The sequence below is a fragment of the Streptomyces sp. NPDC027672 genome (assembly GCF_055566335.1).
Window position 1 is genome coordinate 254487 of record NZ_JBVHSO010000002.1, and the last position, 19902, is coordinate 274388.

General features: G+C 76.7%; 1 protein-coding gene. It reads right to left on the reverse strand.

The features are described 5' to 3' along the window. Positions 1-5: 5 nt before the first annotated feature. The gene (locus tag ACZ4SV_RS05650) at positions 6-19901 is read right to left on the reverse strand and encodes a non-ribosomal peptide synthase/polyketide synthase (protein ID WP_468001663.1); all 19896 of its coding nucleotides are present in this window, start codon (positions 19899-19901) and stop codon (positions 6-8) included. Position 19902: the final 1 nt, after the last annotated feature.

The following is a 19902-nucleotide window of genomic DNA, read 5'->3' on the forward strand; positions in this document are numbered from 1 at the left end:
GGTCGTCACCGGCCTCCCCGGGCGTGCCGGGCCAACTGGCGCAGGGCCTCGGCGAAGTCCTCGGCCACCCGGCGCACGGTCTGCGTGTCGTGGACGCCGGGCCGGTGGTGCCAGGTGAAGGCGAGCCGGCCCTGCTGGACCGCGCCGACCACCTCCACCAGGTGGGAGCCGGGGTCCCGGGGGTCGTGGTCCTGCCCGAGGGAGCCGTGTTCGGCGCGGACCAGGCCGCCGTCCCCGGTCTCGGGGCGGGCGTCCCACTGGCCGAGGTAGTTGAACACCACCTGGCTGTGGGCGCTGTTGCCGAGGCGTTCGCGGACCTCGGGCGGCCCGAAGGTGCGCAGCGCGCCGAAGCCGATCCCGTTGCCGGGCACGGCGCGCAACTGGCGGCGCACCGACTTCACCAGCGACCGCCAGTCGCGGTCCGGACCGGAGGTGCCGGGGTCGGGCACCTGGAGGGCGACCGGGTGGACGGTGGTGAACCAGCCGACGGTGCGGGTGAGGTCGACGCCGTCGAGCAGGTCCTCGCGGCCGTGGCCCTCCAGGTCCAGGCGGACCCGGTCGCGTCCGGTCCAGCGGGCCAGGGCCAGGGCGAGGGCGGCGAGCAGCACGTCGTTGACGCGGGTGCGGTAGGCGGTGGGCGCGGCGCGCAGCAGGGCCGTGGTGTCCTCCTCGCCGAGTTCCACGCTCACCGTGGCGGCCGGTCCGGCGCCGGGTGCCGGGGCCGGGGCCTCCTCGGCGCGCACCGCCTCCTCCCAGTACGGCAGTTCGTGGTCGAGGCCGCCTTCGGCGACATGGGCGGCGAGCCGCCGGGACCACTCGCGGAAGCTGGTGCTCCGCTCCCCCAGGGTGACCGGGCCGCCCGTCAGGGCCTGCCCGTAGGCGGTCTCCAGGTCGTCGCGCAGGATGCGCCAGGAGACGGCGTCCACGACCAGGTGGTGGGCGACGAGGAGGAGGAACGCGGGCCGGTCCGCCTCCCCGGTGAACAGGGCGGCGCGCAGGTGCGGGCCGTGGGCCAGGTCGAAGCCGGCGTGCAGTTCGTCGGCGGCCTTCGCCATGGCCGCGTCGGCCTCGTCGGCGGACAGGCCGGTCAGGTCGTGGGTGACGAGGAGGCCGTGGCCGGGGGCGGGCGGCGGGTTGAACTGCCGCCAGCCGTGCTCGTCGCGGGTGAACCGCATGCGCAGCGCGTCGTGGTGTTCCAGCAGGGCGTCGAGCGCGGTGCGCAGCGCCCCCTGGTCGGGGGTGCCGTCGAGTTCCAGCAGCGCCGACTGGTTGAAGTGGTGGTGGGCGGCGCGCGGGGTGGTCAGGAACCAGTGCTGGATCGGGGTGAGCGGCACCTCGCCGGTCGCCGGGCCGTCGGCGGACGGGCGGGGCGCGGTGCGCACGACGGTGGCGAGTTCGGCGACGGTCTGGTGGGTGAACAGGTCCCGGGTGGCCACGTGCAGACCGTCGCGGCGCAGCCGGGAGACGACCTGCATGGTCAGGATGGAGTCGCCGCCGAGGGCGAAGAAGTTGTCGTCGGCGCCGACCTCCCCGATGCCCAGGACGTCGGCCCAGACGCGGGCGATACGGCGTTCGGTGTCGGTGCGCGGCGCGGTCCGCGGTCCGTCCGGGGCCTGGGCGGGGCCGGGTGCGGGCAGGGCCCGTCGGTCGGTCTTGCCGTTCGGGGTGAGCGGCAGCCGGTCGAGCGGCACGAAGACCGAGGGCACCATGTGCGGGGGCAGCAGTCCGCCCAGGTGCAGCCGCAGGTCGCCGACGGGCAGGCCGGTGCCGGCCGGCTCGGCCGGGACGACGTAGGCGACGAGCCGGTCCGGTGCGCCGGGTTTCTCCCCGGCGCGGACGACGACGGCGGCGTCCCGCACCAGGGGGCTGCGGCGCAGCGCGCTCTCGATCTCGCCGGGCTCGATGCGGAAGCCGCGCAGCTTGACCTGGTCGTCGGCGCGGCCGGCGAACCGGAGCCGGCCGTCGGCGGTCCAGCGGACCAGGTCCCCGGTGCGGTACATCCGCTCCCCCGGCGCCCCGTACGGGTCGGGCAGGAACCGCTGGGCGGTCAGTCCGGGCCGGCCGAGGTAGCCGCGGGCGAGGCCGGGCCCGGCGAGGTACAGCTCGCCGGTCACGCCGGGCGGTACGGGGCGCAGCGCGGCGTCGAGGACGTGGACGCGGGTGCCGGCGGCGGGGCGGCCGATGGACGGGGCGCCGGTGCCGGGGGTCAGCGGGCCGGTCCAGGTGGCGACCACGGTGGCCTCGGTGGGCCCGTAGGAGTTGATCATCCGGCGGCCGGGCGCCCAGGTGTCGACCAGGTCGGCGGGGCAGGCTTCGGCGCCCACGATGAGGGTGCGCAGGTGGGGCAGGGCGGCGGCGGTGCCGGGCGGCACGGTGGCGAGCGCGGCCGGCGGGATCAGGGTGTGGCTGATGCGCCGCCCGGCGAGCACCTCGGCCAGGCGTTCCCCGACCAGCGGTCCTTCCTCGCCGGTGACCAGCGTGGCGCCGCCGAGCAGCGAGACGCACAGTTCCAGGACGGAGGCGTCGAAGCTGGGCGAGGCGAACTGCAGGACCCGGTCGCCGGGGCCCGCCGCGTACTGCGCGGCGGCGGCCGCGGCGAACGCGGCGAGGCCGCGGTGGGTGACGGCGACGCCCTTGGGTGTGCCGGTGGAGCCGGAGGTGTAGACGACGTAGGCGGGGTGGCCGACGGTGAGCGCGGTGGGGCGGTCGGCGTCCGTGGGCGCCGTGTCCGCGCCGTCGGCGTCCCAGACCTGGGCCGGGTCGTCGAGGACCAGGTGGGCGCCCGCGTCCCGGATCATGAACGCGCGGCGCTCTGCCGGGTAGCCGGGGTCCACGGGCAGGAAGGCGCCGCCGGCCTTGGCGACGGCGAGCTGGGCCACCACGCTCGCCGCGGAGCGGGGCAGCGCCAGGGCCACCACGCGCTCCGGTCCGACGCCGTCCCGCAGGAGCCGGTGGGCCAGCCGGTTGGCCGCCCGGTCGGTCTGCGCGTAGGTCAGCTCCCGGTCGCCGTCCGCGAGTGCCACCGCGTCCGGGGTGCGGGCCGCCTGCCGTTCGAACAGGGCGGGCAGGGTGGTCTCGGGCACCGGGCGGAAGGTGCTCCGGCCCTGGGCCGACAGGCGCCTCAGCTCGTCGGCGGAGGCCAGCGGCAGCGCGCCGAGCGGGCGGCCGGGGTCCTCGGCGACGGCGTGCAGCAGGGTGCCGAGCTGGCCGGCCATCCGTTCGGCGGTGGCCGCCTCGAACAGGTCGGTGTTGTAGGTGAGCAGGCCGTGCAGGTCACCGGAGGCGGTCTCGGCGAACTCCAGGGTGAGGTCGAACGCGGCCTGCTCCGACTCCGGTTCGACGTCGGTGACGTGCAGGCCGGGCAGGTCGAGACCGGCCGTCGGGGTGTTCTGGAGGACCACCATGACCTGGAAGAGCGGGCTGCGGCTGGTGTCGCGCACCGGCTGGACCTCGTCCACGACCCGTTCGAACGGCACGTCCTGGTGGGCGAAGGCGTCGAGGACGGTACGCCGGACGTCGCCGAGGAAGGCGGTGAACGGCCGGTCGGCCGCGGCCCGGGAGCGCAGCACCAGGGTGTTGACGAAGAATCCGACGAGTCCTTGTGTCTCGGGCCGGTCGCGGCCGGAGGTGACGGTGCCGACGGTGACGTCCTCGGCGCCGGACAGCCGGGCCAGGTAGGTCTGGGCGGCGGCGACGAGCGTGGTGAACAGGGTGGTGCCGTGGTCCCGGGCGAGCCGGGTGAGCCCCCGGACGGCCGCCGCGGGCACCACCAGCCGGGTGGTCGCGCCGGCGCTGGTGCGCACCGGCGGCCGGGGCCGGTCGGCGGGCAGTTCCAGCGGTGCGGTGCCGGCGAGTTGCTCTTTCCAGTAGGCGAGGTGCTCCGCGGACTCGGTGTCGCCGGTGGCGCGCTGCCAGTGCGCGTAGTCGGCGTACTGCACGGGGAGCGGCGGGAGTTCCGCCTCGGTGGCGCCGAGTGCGGCGCGGTAGTGGTGGGCGAGGTCGCCGAGCAGGACGGAGGTGGACCAGCCGTCGGTGACGATGTGGTGCAGGGCGAGCGAGATCACGTGGTCGTCCGGGCCGAGCCGGACCAGACCGGCGCGCAGCAGCGGGCCCTCGCGCAGGTCGAAGGGGCGGGCGCGGTCCTCGGCGAGCAGGCGGCGCAGCTCCGGTTCGCGGGCGGGTCCGGCGAGCCCGGACAGGTCGCGCAGCGGCAGCGGCACGTCCTGGGGCGGGTGGACGATCTGGACGCCGTGCCCGTCGACGCTGTCGAAGGTGGTGCGCAGGGACTCGTGCCGGGCCACCACGGCGGCGAGTGCCGCGCGGAGCGCGCCGGTGTCCAGGGTGCCGCGCAGGCGCAGGGCGAGCGCGGTGACGTACTCGGCCCCGCCGGGTTCGAACTCCTGGAGGAACCACAGGCGTTGCTGGGCGTGGGACATCGGCGCGACCGCGTCGCGGGCGACCGGCACCAGTGCCGGGCGGCCGGTGTCGCCCGGTGCGGCGAGCAGGCGGGCCAGCGCGGCCGGCGTGGGGTGGGTGAAGACCGCGCGCGGGGTGAGGTCGGTGCCGAAGGTCTCGGCGAGCCGGGAGGCGAGCCGGATGCTGAGGATGGAGTCGCCGCCGAGCTGGAAGAAGTCGTCCTCCGCGCCGGGCGGTTCGCTGCCCAGCACCTCGGCGAAGACGGCCGCGGCACGCCGCTCGGCCTCGGTGCGGGGCTCGACCCGGGTCCGCCCCGGGCCGGTGTCCGGTGCGGGCAGGGCGGCCCGGTCGACCTTGCCGTTGCGGCTGAGCGGGAGGGCGGTGAGCGGGACGACGGTGGTGGGGACGAGGTAGTCGGGCAGGGTGCGGGCGGCGAAGGCGCGCAGTTCCGCGCCGTCCTGCCCGGCCGGTCCGACGACGTAGGCCACGAGCCGTTTGGCGCCCGGCCGGTCCTCGCGGGCCAGCACGGCGACGTCCACGACGCCCGGGTGGGCGGCGAGGGCGGCCTCGACCTCGCCGGGCTCGACCCGGAAGCCGCGGATCTTCACCTGGTCGTCGGCGCGGCCCAGGAACTCGACGGTGCCGTCCGGGTGCCGCCGGGCCAGGTCGCCGGTGCGGTACATGCGGGTGCCGGGCGGGCCGAGCGGGTCGGCGAGGAAGCGGGCGGCGGTGTCGCCGGGACGGCCGAGATAGCCGCGGGCGACGCCCTCGCCGGCGAGGTACAGCTCGCCCGGGCAGCCCGGCGGCACGGGCCGCAGCCGGGCGTCGAGGACGTGCACCCGCATGTCGTCCAGCGGGCGGCCGATGGGGACGGTGCCGGGCACGGCCGCCGGGTCGGTGAGGGCGAAGGTGGTCGCGAAGGTGGTGGTCTCGGTGGGCCCGTAGCCGTCCACGACGGTCAGCCCGGGGCAGGCGGCGAGCACCCGGCGCACGGCCTGCGCGGGGACGACGTCACCGCCGGTCCAGACCTGCCTGAGGCCCTGGAAGGAGTCGGGGGCGTCCTGCGCGAGCAGCCGGAACAGTCCGGCGGTCAGCCACAGCGCGGTCGGTCCGGCGTCGCCGGCCAGTCGGCGCAGCAGGGCCGCGTCCACGGTGTCGCCGGGCGCCACGAGCACGCAGCCGCCGTTCAGCAGCGGTGCCCACACCTCGAAGGTGGCGGCGTCGAAGGCGGCCGGCGAGTGCAGCAGCACCCGGTCGCACACCCCGCCGGCGAACCGGCTGTCGGTGGCCAGCGCCGCCACGTCCCGGTGCCGCACCGCGACGGCCTTGGGCAGCCCGGTGGAACCGGAGGTGAACATCACGTACGCCAGCCGGTCGGGGTCGGCGGCCGGGCCGGCGGCCGGGGGCCGGGGGTCCGCGGGGCCCGGGCGGGCGGCGGTCACGTCGGCGGTGGTGAGCCGGGCGGCCGTGCCCGCCCGGGCGAGCAGGGTGCGGCGGCGTTCCTCGGGGGCGCGGGTGTCGACGGGGACGTAGGCGCCGCCGGCCAGGAGCACCGCGAGCTGGGCGACGACGAGTTCGGCGCAGCGGTCCAGCACGAGCGCCACGCGGTCCTCGGGCGCCAGCCCGCCGGCCACCAGGCGGCCGGCCAGCGCCGTCGCCCAGTCGTGCAGCTCACGGTAGGTCAGCACGCGGTCGCCGTCGCGGACCGCGGGCGCGTCCGGGGTGCGGCGGGTCTGCTCGGCGAACAGGTCGACGGGGCTGCGCGGGTCGGCCGGGCGGGCGGTGGTGTTCCAGCCGGCCAGCAACGCGCGGTCGGCCGGGGTGAGCAGGTCCAGGCCGGCCAGGTCGGTGTCGAACCCGTCGGCGAGGGCGGTGAGCAGCGCGGCGAGGCGGTCCGCGGCGCGCTCGGCGGTGCCGGGGTCGAACAGGGCCGGGTCGTAGGCCAGGTCGAAGGCGAGCCGCCCGGCGAGGTGGGCGCGCAGGCACCACGGGAAGGTGGTGGCGTCGTCGGCGCGCACCTCCTCGACCCGGACGCCCGTGCGGGCCGTCGCCGACTCGTCCACGGGGTAGTTCTCGAACACCACCATGCTGTCGAACAGCGCCTCGCCGGGCGGGACTTCGCTGACGGCCTGGATGCGGGGCAGGGCGAGAAAGTCGAAGCGGCGGGCGTCGCTCTGCCGTTCCTGGAGGTCGCGCAGCCACGGCAGCACCGGTCCGGCCGGTATCCGGACCCGGGCCGGGACGGTGTTGATGAACATGCCGATCATGCCCTCGACGCCGGGCAGTTCGGCCGGGCGCCCGGAGACGGTGGTGCCGAACACCACGTCGTCCCGGCCGCCGGAGCGGGCCAGCAGCAGCGCCCAGGCGCCCTCCACCACGGTGTTGACGGTGAGTCCGGCCCGGGCGGCGCCCTCCCGCAGCCGCCGCGAGACCTCCGGGTCCAGCGCGTGGTGGACGCTCACCGCGGACCGGGCGCGGTGGGCCTCGGCGGGCGTGCGGTCGTACGGCAGCGGGGTGCGGGCGGTGAACCCGGCGAGGGTCTCGGCCCAGTGCCGTTCGGCCGCCGTCTCGTCCTGCGCGGCGAGCCAGTGCAGGAAGTCCGCGAAGGGCCGCCGTACCGCGGGTGCCGGGTCCGGGCCGCCGGTGAGCGCGGCGTAGCGTTCGCACACCTCGGTGAGGAGCTGTCCGGTGCTCCAGCCGTCGAGGACGATGTGGTGCGTGGACCACAGCAGCAGCACCTCGTCGCCGGGCAGGGCGGCCAGGGTGAGCCGGGTGAGCGGCGCGGTGGTGAGGTCCAGGCCGGCCGCGCGGTCCTCGGCGAGCAGCCGCTCGGTGGCCGCGGCGCGTTCGGCGGGTGTCAGGGCGCGCCAGTCGAGGCGGGTGACGGGCAGCTCGGCGTGGCGGTGGACGACCTGGACCGGGTGGGGCAGGCCGTGCCAGTGGACGCTGGTGCGCAGCGCCGGGGTGCGGTCGGCGACCTGCTGCCAGGCGGCGGCGAAGGCGTCCGGGTCGGGCACGCCGGACAGCCGTACGGCCGTGCGGTCGAAGTAGGCGTGCTCGGTGTCGACGAGTCCGTGGAAGAGCATGCCGGACTGGAGCGGGGTGAGCGGCAGGACGTCCTCGGTGTGCCGGCCGGTGCCGACGAGCCGGTCGAGCTGGTCCGGTGCGAGGCCGGCGAGCGGGAAGTCGGACGGGGTGCGGCCGCCGGCTCCGGGGTCCGCGCAGTGCGCCGCGATCTCGCGCAGGGCCGTCAGGGTCTCCTCGGCGAGCCGGCGGACGGTGTCCTGGTCGTAGACGGCCGCCGGGTAGGTCCAGCCGAGTTCGAGGCGGCCGTGCTGGACGACGCCGGTGATGTCCAGGAGGTAGGGGCGGGGTTCGTCCGGGTCGGTGTCCCGGCCGGCCGGCGGCAGCGCGCCGCGGACCAGGCCGCCGGCGCCGGTGCCGTCGGCGTCCCACTGTCCGTGGTAGTTGAAGCCGACCCGGGGTGCCGGGGCGCCGGCGAGCGGGCTGTCCGGGACGAGGTGGCGCAGGGCGCCGTGGCTGAGGCCGTGCAGGGGCACCGCGCGCAGTTGTTCCTTGACCGAGCGGAGCGTGTCGTGCCAGCCGGCGTCCGGGGCGACGCGCAGGGCGAGCGGGAACTCGGCGGTGAACCAGCCGACGGTCCGCGACAGGTCCAGGTCGGCGAACAGTTCCTCCCGGCCGTGGCCCTCCACGCCGAGCAGCACCGTGTCGCGTCCGCACCAGCGGGCCAGGGTGCGGCCGAGGGCGCTGAGCAGGACGTCGTTGACCTGGGTGCGGTAGGTCTCCGGGACGCGGCGCAGCAGGGCGCCGGTGGTCGGCTCGTCCAGGGTGACCGTCAGGGTGGCGGCGGTGCCGTACGTGTTCGGGCCGGGGCGGCCGGCGGGCAGGCCGGCGGGGGCCGTGCCGGTGCGGGTCCAGTACGGCAGGTCGGCGTCCAGGGCGCCGGAGCGGGTGTGCCGGTCGAGCCGGGCGGCCCAGCGGGCGTAGGAGGTGCCGGCGGGGGGCAGGTCGGCGGGCCGGCCGGCCGCGGCGGCCCGGTGGGCGGTCTCCAGGTCCGCGAGCAGGATGCGCCAGGACACGCCGTCGATCACCAAGTGGTGTGCGGTGATGACCAGTTGGCCCGGGAGTTCCGTTCCCCGGTCCAGGTGGAGGACGCGGAGGACCCGCCCGGCGGCCGGGTCGAGGGTCCGCTGCGCCGCGTCGGTGAGCCGCTGGGCCTCGGCCTCCAGTGCCGTGTCGTCCAGCCCGGACACCGGGTGCCGGGTGAAGACGCCGTCCGGGGCCTCGGGCAGCGCCTCCTGGCGCCAGCCGTCGGCGGTGCGGTGGAACCGGGTGCGCAGGGCGGGATGGTGGCCGACGAGCGCGGCGACGGCCTCCTGAAGCGCCGTGTGCCGGGTGCCGGGGGCGAGTTCGAGGCGCTGGGTCATGGTGAACCGCAGCGGCTGTCCGGGGTCGCGGCCGTCCAGGTACCAGTGCTGGATCGGCGTCAGCGGTGCCTCGCCGGTCTCCTCGGCGACGGCCGCGGGCGGGGCCGGCTCGGTGGCGCGGAGGGCGAGTTCGGCGATGGTCTGGTGCCGGAACACGTCCTTGGTGGTGAGGGCGAGCCCGGACTGCCGGGCCCGGGCGACGATCTGGATGCTCAGGATGGAGTCGCCGCCGAGCGCGAAGAAGTTGTCGCGGGTGCCGACGCGTTCGACGCCGAGGACGTCGGCCCAGATCGCGGCCAGGCGTTCCTCCGTGCCGGGCCGGGGCGCGACGTACGGGGTGCCGCTGTCGGGCTGGGCGGGCGGTGCGGGCAGGGCGCGCCGGTCGGTCTTGCCGCTGGTGGTGCGGGGGATCCGGGTGAGCGGGACGAACGCGGCGGGCACCATGTGGTCGGGCAGGGTGCGGCGCAGCGCGAGCCGCAGGGCGTCGGCGGACGGGACACGGCCGGCGGCGGGCACGACATAGCCGACGAGCAGGAGCCGGCCGGCGTGTTCGCGGGCGGCGACGGCGGCGTCGGCGACGTCCGGGTGGTCCCGCAGGGCGGCCTCGACCTCGCCGGGCTCGATGCGGAACCCGCGGATCTTGACCTGTTCGTCCACCCGGCCCAGGAACTCCAGCAGTCCGCCCGCGTCCCAGCGGGCCCGGTCCCCGGTGCGGTACATCCGCTCCCCCGGTGCTCCGAACGGGTCGGCGAGGAAGCGCGCGGCGGTCAGGCCGGGCCGGTTGAGGTAGCCGCGCGCCACCTGTGCCCCGGACAGGTACAGCTCGCCGGGCACGCCGGGCGGCACCGGGCGCAGCGCGGCGTCCAGGACGTAGGCGCGCAGGTTGCCGCCGGGGCGGCCGATGACGGGGCGGCCGGGCCGGTCGGTGACGCGGCCGTAGACGGCGTCGACGGTGCATTCGGTGGGCCCGTACATGTTGTACACGGCCACGCCCAGTTCCTCGTCGGCGCGCACCAGTTCGCGCCAGCCGGCCGCGGTGACGGCCTCGCCGCCGACGAGCAGCAGACGCGGGTGGTGGCGGCCGGGGGCGAGCAGCCCGGCGGAGGTCAGTTCGCGCAGGAACGACGGTGTGACGTTGACCAGGTCGAGGCGGTCCCCGGCGATCTGGGCGCAGAACGCCCCCGGGTCCAGGCGGACGTCCTCGTCGATGAGGTGGACCTCGTGGCCGAGGGCGAGGAGCAGCGGTCCTTCCCAGGAGGTGTCGAAGGAGAAGGAGGCGCTGAGCGCGGCCCGCAGCCGCCGTCCGCCGGCGGTGTGCGGGGCGAGGAGGCCCGTGCGGTGGTCGTGGCAGAGGTTGACCAGTTGCCGGTGTTCGACGGCGACGCCCTTGGGGCGGCCGGTGGAGCCGGAGGTGTAGACGAGGTAGGCGGTGTGCCCGGGCAGCAGGGGCCGGATCCGGTCGGCGTCGGTCGGGTCGTGGTCGGGCAGCAGGTCCCAGGGCACCGCGTCGAGGTCGGTGAGCAGCAGGTGCGGCCGGGCGTCGGTGAGCAGGAACCGCTGCCGTTCCTCGGGGAGTTCCGGGTCGAGGCAGAGCAGGGCGGCGCCCGCCTTGAGGACCGCGAGCAGCGCCACGACCAGGTCGGAGGTGCGCGGCAGGCGTACGGCGACCACGTCCTCGGGGCCGGCGCCCCGGGCGATGAGGTGGTGGGCGAGCCGGTTGGCGCGCCGGTTCAGCCCGGCGAAGTCCACGGTGGTGTCGCGGGCGGCCAGGGCGGTGTGGTGCGGGGTGCGGGCGGCCTGGGCCTGGAAGAGAGCGGGGAAGGTGGTGTCCGGCTCGGGCAGCCGGGCGCCCTGCCCGTGGCCGAGCACCCGGGTGCGTTCGGCGTCGGTCATCAGCGGCAGCCGGGCCACGCGCTGTCCGGGGTCCTCGGCGACGGCCTCCAGCAGGACGCGCAGCCGGGCGGCGAGGTGTTCGGCGGTGGCGGCGTCGAACAGGCCGGTGTCGTATTCCAGATGGCCGGTGAGGCCGCCGTCGTCCTCCACGAAGTCGAAGGCGAGGTCGAAGGTGGCGGTGCGGACCGGCGGGGTGACCGGTTCCACGGCCAGGCCAGGCAGCCGGGGCGGTGAGGCGCCGAGGTTGTGCAGGGCGACCATGACCTGGAACAGCGGGGTGCGGCTGGTGTCCCGCTCGGGCTGGACGGCGTCCACGACCCGCTCGAAGGGCACCTCCTGGTGGGCGAACGCCTCCAGGACGGTGCCGCGCACCTGGCGCAGCAGTTCCCGGAAGGAGAGGCCGGGGCGGACCTGGGAGCGCAGCACCAGGGTGTTGACGAACATGCCGACCACGTCGTGCAGTTCGGACCGCTCCCGGCCGGCGGTGACGGTGCCGACGGTGACGTCCTCCTGGCCCGCCCAGCGGGCGAGCAGCACCTGGCAGGCCGTGACCAGCGTGGTGTAGAGCGTGGCGTCGGCTTCCCGGCCGCGTTCGCGCAGCCGCTCGGTCAGCGCGGCGGGCAGGGTGAACGTCAGCAGGGCGCCGTCCCGGCCGCGGACGGCCGGGCGGGGCCGGTCGGTGGGCAGCTCCAGCGGGGTCACGCCGTCCAGGACGCGCCGCCAGTAGGCGAGTTCGGTGTCGGCGTGTGCGGCGCGGGCGCGCTGCCAGGTGGCGTAGTCGGCGTAGCGCACGGCCGGTTCGGGCAGGTCGGGGCGGCGGCCGTCCAGCGCCGCCGCGTACAGCTCGCCCAGGTCCCGGGCCAGTACGCCGACGGACCAGCCGTCGGTGACGATGTGGTGCACGGCCAGCACGAGGACGTGCGCGTCGGCGGCGAACCGGCCCAGCCGGGCCCGCAGCAGGGGACCGGCGGCCAGGTCGAAGGGGGTGGCGGCCTCCTGGTCGAGGAGGGCGTCCAGGGCCGCGTCGTCCGCGAGGCCGGTCACCGGGAGGTCCACGGGCCGGGGCGGGTGGACGATCTGCCGGGCCTGGCCGTCGTGTTCGGCGAACGTGGTGCGCAGCGCCTCGTGCCGGGCGACCAGGCCGTCCAGCGCGGTGCGCAGCGCGCCGGTGTCGAGCGGGCCGCGCAGCCGCAGCACGGACAGGGTGGTGTACTCGGCGCTGCCGGGCTCGAACCGGTCGAGGAACCACAGGCGCTGCTGGGCGTACGACAGGGGGGCCGGGGTGTCCGGGTCGGTGGCCGGGATGGTGTCGGCGGCTGCCCCGGTACGGGGTTCGCCGAGCGCGGCGGCGAGGTCGGACAGCGTGGGGTGGGTGAACAGCAGCCGGGGCGAGACGTCCGTGCCGAAGGCGGCGCGCAGCCGTGAGGTGACGCGGACGGCGAGGATGGAGTCGCCGCCGAGGGCGAAGAAGTCGTCGTCGGCGCCGGCCTCGTCGGTGTCCAGGACGTCCGTCCAGGCGGCGGCGACCAGCCGTTCGGCGAGGGTGCGCGGCGGGGTGCGCGGGCCGTCGGCGGCGAAGCCGTCGGGGCCGGGCGCGGGCAGGGCGCGCCGGTCCAGCTTGCCGTTGCCGGTGAGCGGCAGCGCGGCCATCGGCACATAGGCGGCCGGCACCATGTGCGCGGGCAGCAGCTTCTCCAGGTGGGCGCGGAGTTCGGCGGCGGGCGGTGGCGGCAGGGCGCGGTCGCCGGTGCCGGTGCCCACGACGTGGGCGACCAGCCGGCGGGTCCCGGCGGTGTCCTCGTACACGCCGACGGCGGCCGCGCCGACGTCCGGGTGGCCGTGCAGGGCGGCCTCGATCTCGCCGGGTTCGATGCGGTAGCCGCGGATCTTGACCTGCTGGTCGGCGCGGCCCAGGTACTCCAGGGTGCCGTCGGCCCGCCAGCGGGCCCGGTCGCCGGTGCGGTACATGCGGGTGCCGGGCCGGCCGAACGGGTCGGCGGGGAAGCGGGCTGCGGTGAGGCCGGGCCGGTCGAGGTAGCCGCGGGCCAGGCCCTCGCCGGCGACGAACAGCTCGCCGACGGCGCCGGGCGGTACCGGCTGGAGGGTGCCGTCCAGGACGTAGAGCCGCAGGTCGGGGATGCCGGTGCCGATGGGGCTCGCGGTGCCGGCCCGGGTGGCCGCGCGGTCCAGCGGCGCGTGGGTGACGTGCACGGTGGTCTCGGTGATGCCGTACATGTTCACCAGGCGCGGCGCGGTGTCCGGGTGGCGGGTGTACCAGTCGGCGAGCCGGGTGACGTCCAGTGCCTCGCCGCCGAAGACCACCGTGCGCAGCGCCAGGCGGCGGCTGACGTCCGGGAGTTCGGCGTCGGCGCGGATCAGCGGGTAGAACGCGGAGGGCGTCTGGTTGAGGACGGTGACCCGTTCGTCGGCGAGCAGGCGCAGGAAGTCCTCCGGGGAGCGGGCGGTGTCCTCGGGGACGACCACGAGCCGGCCGCCGTGCAGCAGCGGGCCCCACAGCTCCCAGACGGAGAAGTCGAAGGCGTAGGAGTGGAACAGCGTCCACACGTCGTCGGGGCCGAAGCCGAACCACTGCCGGGTGCGGGTGAACAGCCGGACGACGTTGGCGTGCGGGACGACGACGCCCTTGGGCCGGCCGGTGGAGCCGGAGGTGTAGATGGCGTAGGCGGGGCTGTCGGGCAGGGCGCGGCGGGGCGGTCCGGCGGCGGGCCGGCGGGCCAGGTCGGCGCGTACGTCCGGGTCGTCGAGCAGCAGCCGGGGTACGGCCGTCTCCGCCGCCGTCGGCCCGGTGGTCACCAGGGCGACCGGTCGGGCGTCGGCGAGCAGGTGCCGGAGGCGTTCCGGGGGCAGGTGCGGGTCGACGGGCAGGTAGGCGGCGCCGGTCTTGAGGACGGCGAGGACCGCGACGACGAGGTCGGTGGAGCGGGGCAGCGCGAGGGCCACGAACCGCTCGGGTCCGGCGCCCAGTTCGGCGAGCCGGTGGGCGAGCCGGCCGGCGCGGGCGTCCAGGGTGGCGTAGTCGAGCCGTTCCCCGCCGCAGGTGACGGCCTCGGCGCCGGGGGTGCGGGCGGCCTGGGCGGCGAACAGGGCGTCCAGGGTGGTGGCGGGCCGGCCCTCCTCGGTGCCGTTCCAGCCGGTCAGCATCCGGTGCCGTTCCTCGGCGGTGGTCCAGGCGAGGGCGCGCACGGGCCGGTCCGGGTCGTCCGCCAGCTCGGTCAGCAGCAGGCAGAGCCGGCCGGCGAGGGAGCGCACGGTCGCGGCGTCGAACAGCTCGGGGTCGTAGGCGAGGTCGAAGCCGAACCGCTCGCTTTGGTAGGCCCGCAGGACGAGGGCGTAGTTGGTGGCGTCGCGGGCGGAGACGTCCGCGAGGCGTATCCCGGTGGCGTTCGAACGGGCCTGGTCGAAGGGGTAGTTCTCGAAGGCCACCATGCTGTCGAACAGCGGGCTGCCGGCGGGCACGTCGCTCAGCGAGGTCAGTTCGGCCAGCGAGACCGCCGCGAACCGCCGTGCCTCGGCCTGCTCCTCCTGGAGCCGTCTCAGCCAGTCGGTGGCGCTCCGGCCGCCGTCCACGCGGACGCGGGTGGGCAGGGTGTTGATGAACATGCCCACCATCGACTCGGCGCCGGGCAGGTCGTCGGGGCGTCCGGAGACGGTGGTGCCGAACAGTACGTCGGGTTCGGCGCCGTAGCGGGACAGCAGCAGCGCCCAGGCGCCCTGGACCACGGTGCCGAGGGTGAGTCCCTTCGCCCGGGCGGTCCGGGCCAGCCGCGCGGAGACCTCGCCGGACAGGCCGGCCGTGTGCACGCCGGCGGAGCGGGTCTCGTGACCCGGGCGCCGGACGCGGTCGGCGGGCAGCGGGGTGGGGGTGGCGAAGCCGGCGAGGACGGTCCGCCAGTGCGCGTGCGCGGCCCGCGTGTCCTGGCCGGCCAGCCAGCGCACGTAGTCGCCGAACGGGCGGCGCGCCGGGGGTCTGGGGGCGGCGCCGGTGGTGAGCGCCGCGTACTCCTCGAACACGTCGGCGAGCACCTGGGCGAGGCTCCAGCCGTCCAGGATCAGGTGGTGGGAGGTCCACAGCAGGTGCAGCCGGGCGTCGGGCAGCCGGACGAGGGTGAGCCGCATCAGGGGTGCCGTATGGAGGTCGATGCCCTGGGCGAGGTCGTCGGCGCGCAGCCGCTCCAGCCGTCCGGCGCGCTCCGCCGCGTCCAGCTCCCGCCAGTCCACCTGCCGTACGGGCACCCGGACGGTGCGGTGCACGACCTGGAGCGGCACCGGCACGCCCTCCCACACCACGCGGGTGCGCAGGGCGGGCGTGCGGTCGGTCACCCGCTGCCAGGCCAGGGCGAGGGCGCCGGGGTCGGCGATGCCCTCCAGCAGCAGCGCGGCCTGGTCGACGTACACGTCGTCCGGTCCGCCGACCAGCCGGTGGAAGAGCATGCCTTCCTGGAGCGGGGTGAGGGGCAGCAGGTCTTCGACGTCCCGGCCGTCGCCGGCGAGGCGGTCCACCGCGGCCTGGTCCAGCCGGGCCAGCGGGAAGTCGGACGGGGTACGGCCGCCCGCGCCGGGGGCGGCGCAGTGCTCGGTGAGGGCACCGAGCGCCCGCACCATGGCCGCGGCCAGTTCCTCGACGGTGCCGGCGCGGTGCACCCGGTCGCTGTAGTGCCAGGTGATCTCCAGTTCGCCGTCGGAGACCAGCGCGGACACGTCGAGCAGATGGTCCAGCGGCGCGTCCGGGTCCGTGTCCCGGCCGGGTACGTCGGCGACGGGCGCGAAGTCGCTTCCGGCGGACGCCTCCCACTGGCCGTGGTAGGTGAAGCAGACCTGCGGGAGCGGGAGTCCGCCGAGCGGCCGGGCCTCGGGCCGGGGCGAGCCGAGGTGGCCCAGGGCCTGGTAGCCCAGGCCCCGGCGGGGCACGGCGCGCAGCCGTTCCTTGACGGTCTTGAGGGTCGTCCCCCAGTCGTCCGCCGGGGCCAGCGTGACCGGGTACTGGGTGGTGAACCAGCCGACCGTGCGGGACAGGTCGGTGCCCTCGGCCAGGTCTTCCTCGCGGCCGTGGCCCTCCAGGGCGACGGTCACCCGGCCGGTGCCGGTCCAGTCGGCCAGCACCCGGCCGAGCGCGCTCAGCAGCACGTCGTTGACCTGGGTGCGGTACACGCCCGGGACGCGCCGCAGCAGGGCCTCGGTGGTGGCGCGGTCCACGCGGGTGCGGACGGTGCGCACGGACCCGGCGAGCGGGGTGCCGGGCAGGTCGACGGGGAGCGGGGTGCGCGGCTGCGCGGTCTCCTCGGTCCAGTAGGGCAGTTCGTCGTCGAGGCCGCCGGAGCGGACCCGCCCGGCCAGGTCGCGGGCCCAGGCGGCGAACGGGGTGTGTTCGGGTTCCAGCGCGGGTTCGTCGCCCGCCGCGGCCTGCCGGTAGGCCTGTTCCAGGTCGCCGAGCAGGATGCGCCAGGAGACGCTGTCGACGGCCAGGTGGTGGGCGGTCAGGAACAGGCGCGGGCGGTCCCGGCCGGTGAGCAGGGCGGCGCTCAGCAGGGTGCCGGTGGCCGGGTCCAGGGCGGCGCGGGCGGCCTGCGCCGCCTCGGCGGGAGCGGTGCCGGCGCCGTACCGGGCCAGCGGTGCGGTGGCCGGGCCGGCGCCGGGGTGCTGCCGCCAGGTGCCGTCGGTGCGGGTGTACCGGGTGCGCAGCGCGGGGTGCCGGGCCACCAGGGCGTCCAGGGCCGTCTCCAGCGCGCGGATGTCGAGGTCGTGCGGCAGGTCGAGCAGCATGGACATGCTGAAGTGGCGCAGCGGCCCGTGCGTGGCGAAGAACCACTCCTGCACCGGGGTGAGCGGGGCGGGCCCGTCGTCCTCGGGGCGCCGGGGCGCGGGCACGGGTGCGGTACGGCGGGACGCGGCGGCGGCGAGGTCGGCGACCGTCTGGTGCCGGAAGACGTCCTGGGAGCCGATGTGCAGACCGGCGGCGCGGGCCCGGGAGACGGCCTGGATGCTCAGGATCGAGTCGCCGCCCAGCTCGAAGAAGTTGTCCGTGACACCCACCCGGGCGACCCCGAGCACCTCGGCCCAGATGCCGGCCAGGGTCTCCTCGTCGGGTGTGCGCGGGGCGGTGTACCGGCGTTCCTCGTCCGTGTTCTCGGGCGCCGGCAGGGCGCGGCGGTCCAGTTTGCCGCTGGTGGTCAGCGGCAGCGCGGGCAGCGCGGTGAAGGAGGAGGGCACCAGCGCGTCGGGCAGCACCCGGCGCAGGGCCGCCCGCAGGTCGGCGGGGGCGGGGCGGGGCGCGTCGGGTGCGGGCACCACGTAGGCGGCGAGGCGGGCGTGGCCGTGCGGGTCGGGCACGGCGACGACCGCGGCGGCGGTGATGCCGGGCAGCGCGAGCAGGGCGGCCTCGATCTCGCCGGGTTCGATGCGGTGGCCGCGCACCTTGATCTGGTCGTCGGCGCGGCCCAGGTAGTCCAGGCGGCCGTCGGCGGTCCAGCGGGCCAGGTCGCCGGTGCGGTACATCCGCTCCCCCGGCGCCCCGTACGGGTCGGGCAGGAAGCGGGCCGCGGTCAGTCCGGGCCGGCCGGTGTAGCCCCGGGCGAGCTGCGGGCCCGCCAGGTACAGCTCGCCGCCGACGCCGGGCGGCACCGGCCGGAGCCGGCCGTCCAGCACATAGGCGCGCAGGCCGGGCAGCGGGCGGCCCACCAGCGGGCGGTCGCGGCCGTCGATCCGGCAGGACAGCGCGTCGACCGTGCACTCGGTCGGTCCGTAGAAGTTGTGGGCGGTCACGTCCGGGTGGGCGGCCAGTTCCCGCCACAGCGCGGGTCCGACCGGCTCGCCGCCGAGCATGAGGACGCGCGGGTGGTGCCGGGCGTCGGTGAGCAGCCCGGCGGGCAGCAGTTGCCGCAGGTAGGACGGGGTGACGTCGAGGAAGTCGATCCGGTGTTCCACCACGTACTCGACCAGGGCGGCCGGGTCCATCCGGGTGACCTCGTCGACCAGGTGCAGCGGGTGGCCGTCGGCGAGCAGCAGCACACCTTCGAGGGAGGTGTCGAAGGAGAACGACGCGGTGAGCGCGACGTTGAGCGGGCCGCCGCCCGCCTCGGCGACGAAGCCGGCCCGGTGGGCGGCCAGCAGGTGGGCCGCCGCGCGGTGGGAGACGGCGACGCCCTTGGGCCGGCCGGTGGAGCCGGAGGTGTAGATGACGTAGGCGGTGTGCTCCGCGTCCAGCGGGGCGCGCCGGTCGGCGTCGGCGGGGTCGGTGTCCGGGGCGGTCGTGGGGACGGCGCGCAGGGCGTCCTCGTCCAGGACCAGGGCCGGGCGGGCGTCCTCCAGCAGGTAGCGGACCCGCTCCTCGGGCAGGGCCGGGTCCAGCGGCAGATAGCCGGCGCCGGACTTCCAGACGGCGAGGATCGCGACGATCATGTCGGCGGTGCGCGGCAGGCGCAGCGCGACCAGCCGTTCGGGGCCGGCGCCGAGCGCGATCAGGTGGTGGGCGAGCCGGTTGGCGCGGGCGTTGAGCGTGCCGTAGTCCAGCCGTTCGCCGCCCGCGACGAGGGCGAGGGCGTCCGGGGCGTCGGCCGCGCGGCGCTGGAACGTCTCCGCGTGGACGGTGTCGGGCGCGGTGAGGCGCGGTCCGGCGCTCCAGTCGCGCAGGACGTGCCGTGCCTCGTCCCCGGACAGCAGCGGCAGGCTGCCCAGCGGGCGGTCCGGGGCGTCGGCCGCGCCCTGGAGCAGCCGCAGCAACTGCCCGGCCAGCCGCTCGGCGGTGGCGGCGTCGAACAGGTCGGTGCGGTACTCCAGCAGGCCGGTCAGGCCCTCGCCGTCCGGGACGAACTCCACGCTCAGGTCGAAGGTGGCCGCGTGCCGGGGCACGGTGACCGGGGTGGTGGCGAGGCCGCGCGGGGCGGTCGCGGCGGGCGGGTCGGGGTGCAGCAGGACCATCACGTCGAACAGCGGGTTGCGGCCCGCCTCGCGGTGGGCGCCCACCGCCTCCACGATCCGCTCGAACGGCGTGTCGCCGTGGGCGAAGGCCTCGCCGACCGTCTCGGCCGCCCGCGCCAGCAGGTCCCCGAAGGACTCGGCGGCGTCCACCCGGGTGCGCAGCACGACGGTGTTCACGAAGAACCCGACGGTGCGTTCCAGGTCGGTGCGGGACCGGCCGGGGGTGAGGGAGCCCACGGTGATGTCGTCCTGGCCGGACCAGCGGGCCAGCAGCGCCTGGACGGCGGCGACCAGCGCGGTGTGCAAGGTGGCGTGGTGTCCGGTGGCCAGGTCGCGCAGGCGTCCGGTCAGCGCGGCCGGGACGGCGAAGGTGTGGACGGCGCCCTCGCCCGCCTCCTCGCCGCGCCGCGGCCGGTCCAGGGGCAGTGCGGGTGCCGCCGCCCCGGCCAGCTTCTCCTTCCAGTGCGCGAGGTGGCGTTCGAGGCGGGGGCCGGAGAGCTGCGCGCGCTGCCACACCGCGAAGTCGGGGTACTGCGTGAGCACCGGCGGCAGTTCGGGCGCGCTGCCGTGCGCGAGGGCGTCGTAGGCGGTGCACAGCTCGTCCAGGACCACGCCCATCGACCAGCCGTCCGTGACGATGTGATGGGCCGTCAGCAGCAGGACGTGCGCGGTCGGGGACTCGCGCAGCAGCAGGGCGCGCAGCAGCGGGCCGTGCCGCAGGTCGAAGGGGCGGGAGTACTCGATGAGCAGGTCCGCGTCCAGGTCGCCGGTGTCCCGGACCGGCAGCGGCACCGGGCCCGCCGGGTGGACGCGCTGCACCGGCCGGCCGTCGGTCTCCTCGAAGGTGGTGCGCAGGGCCTCGTGCCGGGCGACCACGGCGGCCAGGGCCGCGCGCAGCGCCTGCTGGTCCGGCGTGCCGGTGAAGCGGACCGCGACCGCGCTGTTGTAGCGGGCGTCGCCGGGCCGCAGTTGGTCCAGGAACCACAGGCGCTGCTGGGCGAAGGACAGCGGCAGCGGGCGGTCCCGGTCGGCGCGCGGGATGCCCTGCCGGGCCGCGGGGGCGGCGCCGCCGGACCGGCCGGCGAGCCGTCGCCGCAGCGCCTCCCGCATCTCCTCGGGCAGCGCCTCGGCGCGGTCCCGCCGGGAGGACCCGGACGGCCCGGAGGACTGGGCGGAACCGGAGGGGTTCGAAGGGGTCGAAGACGTCATG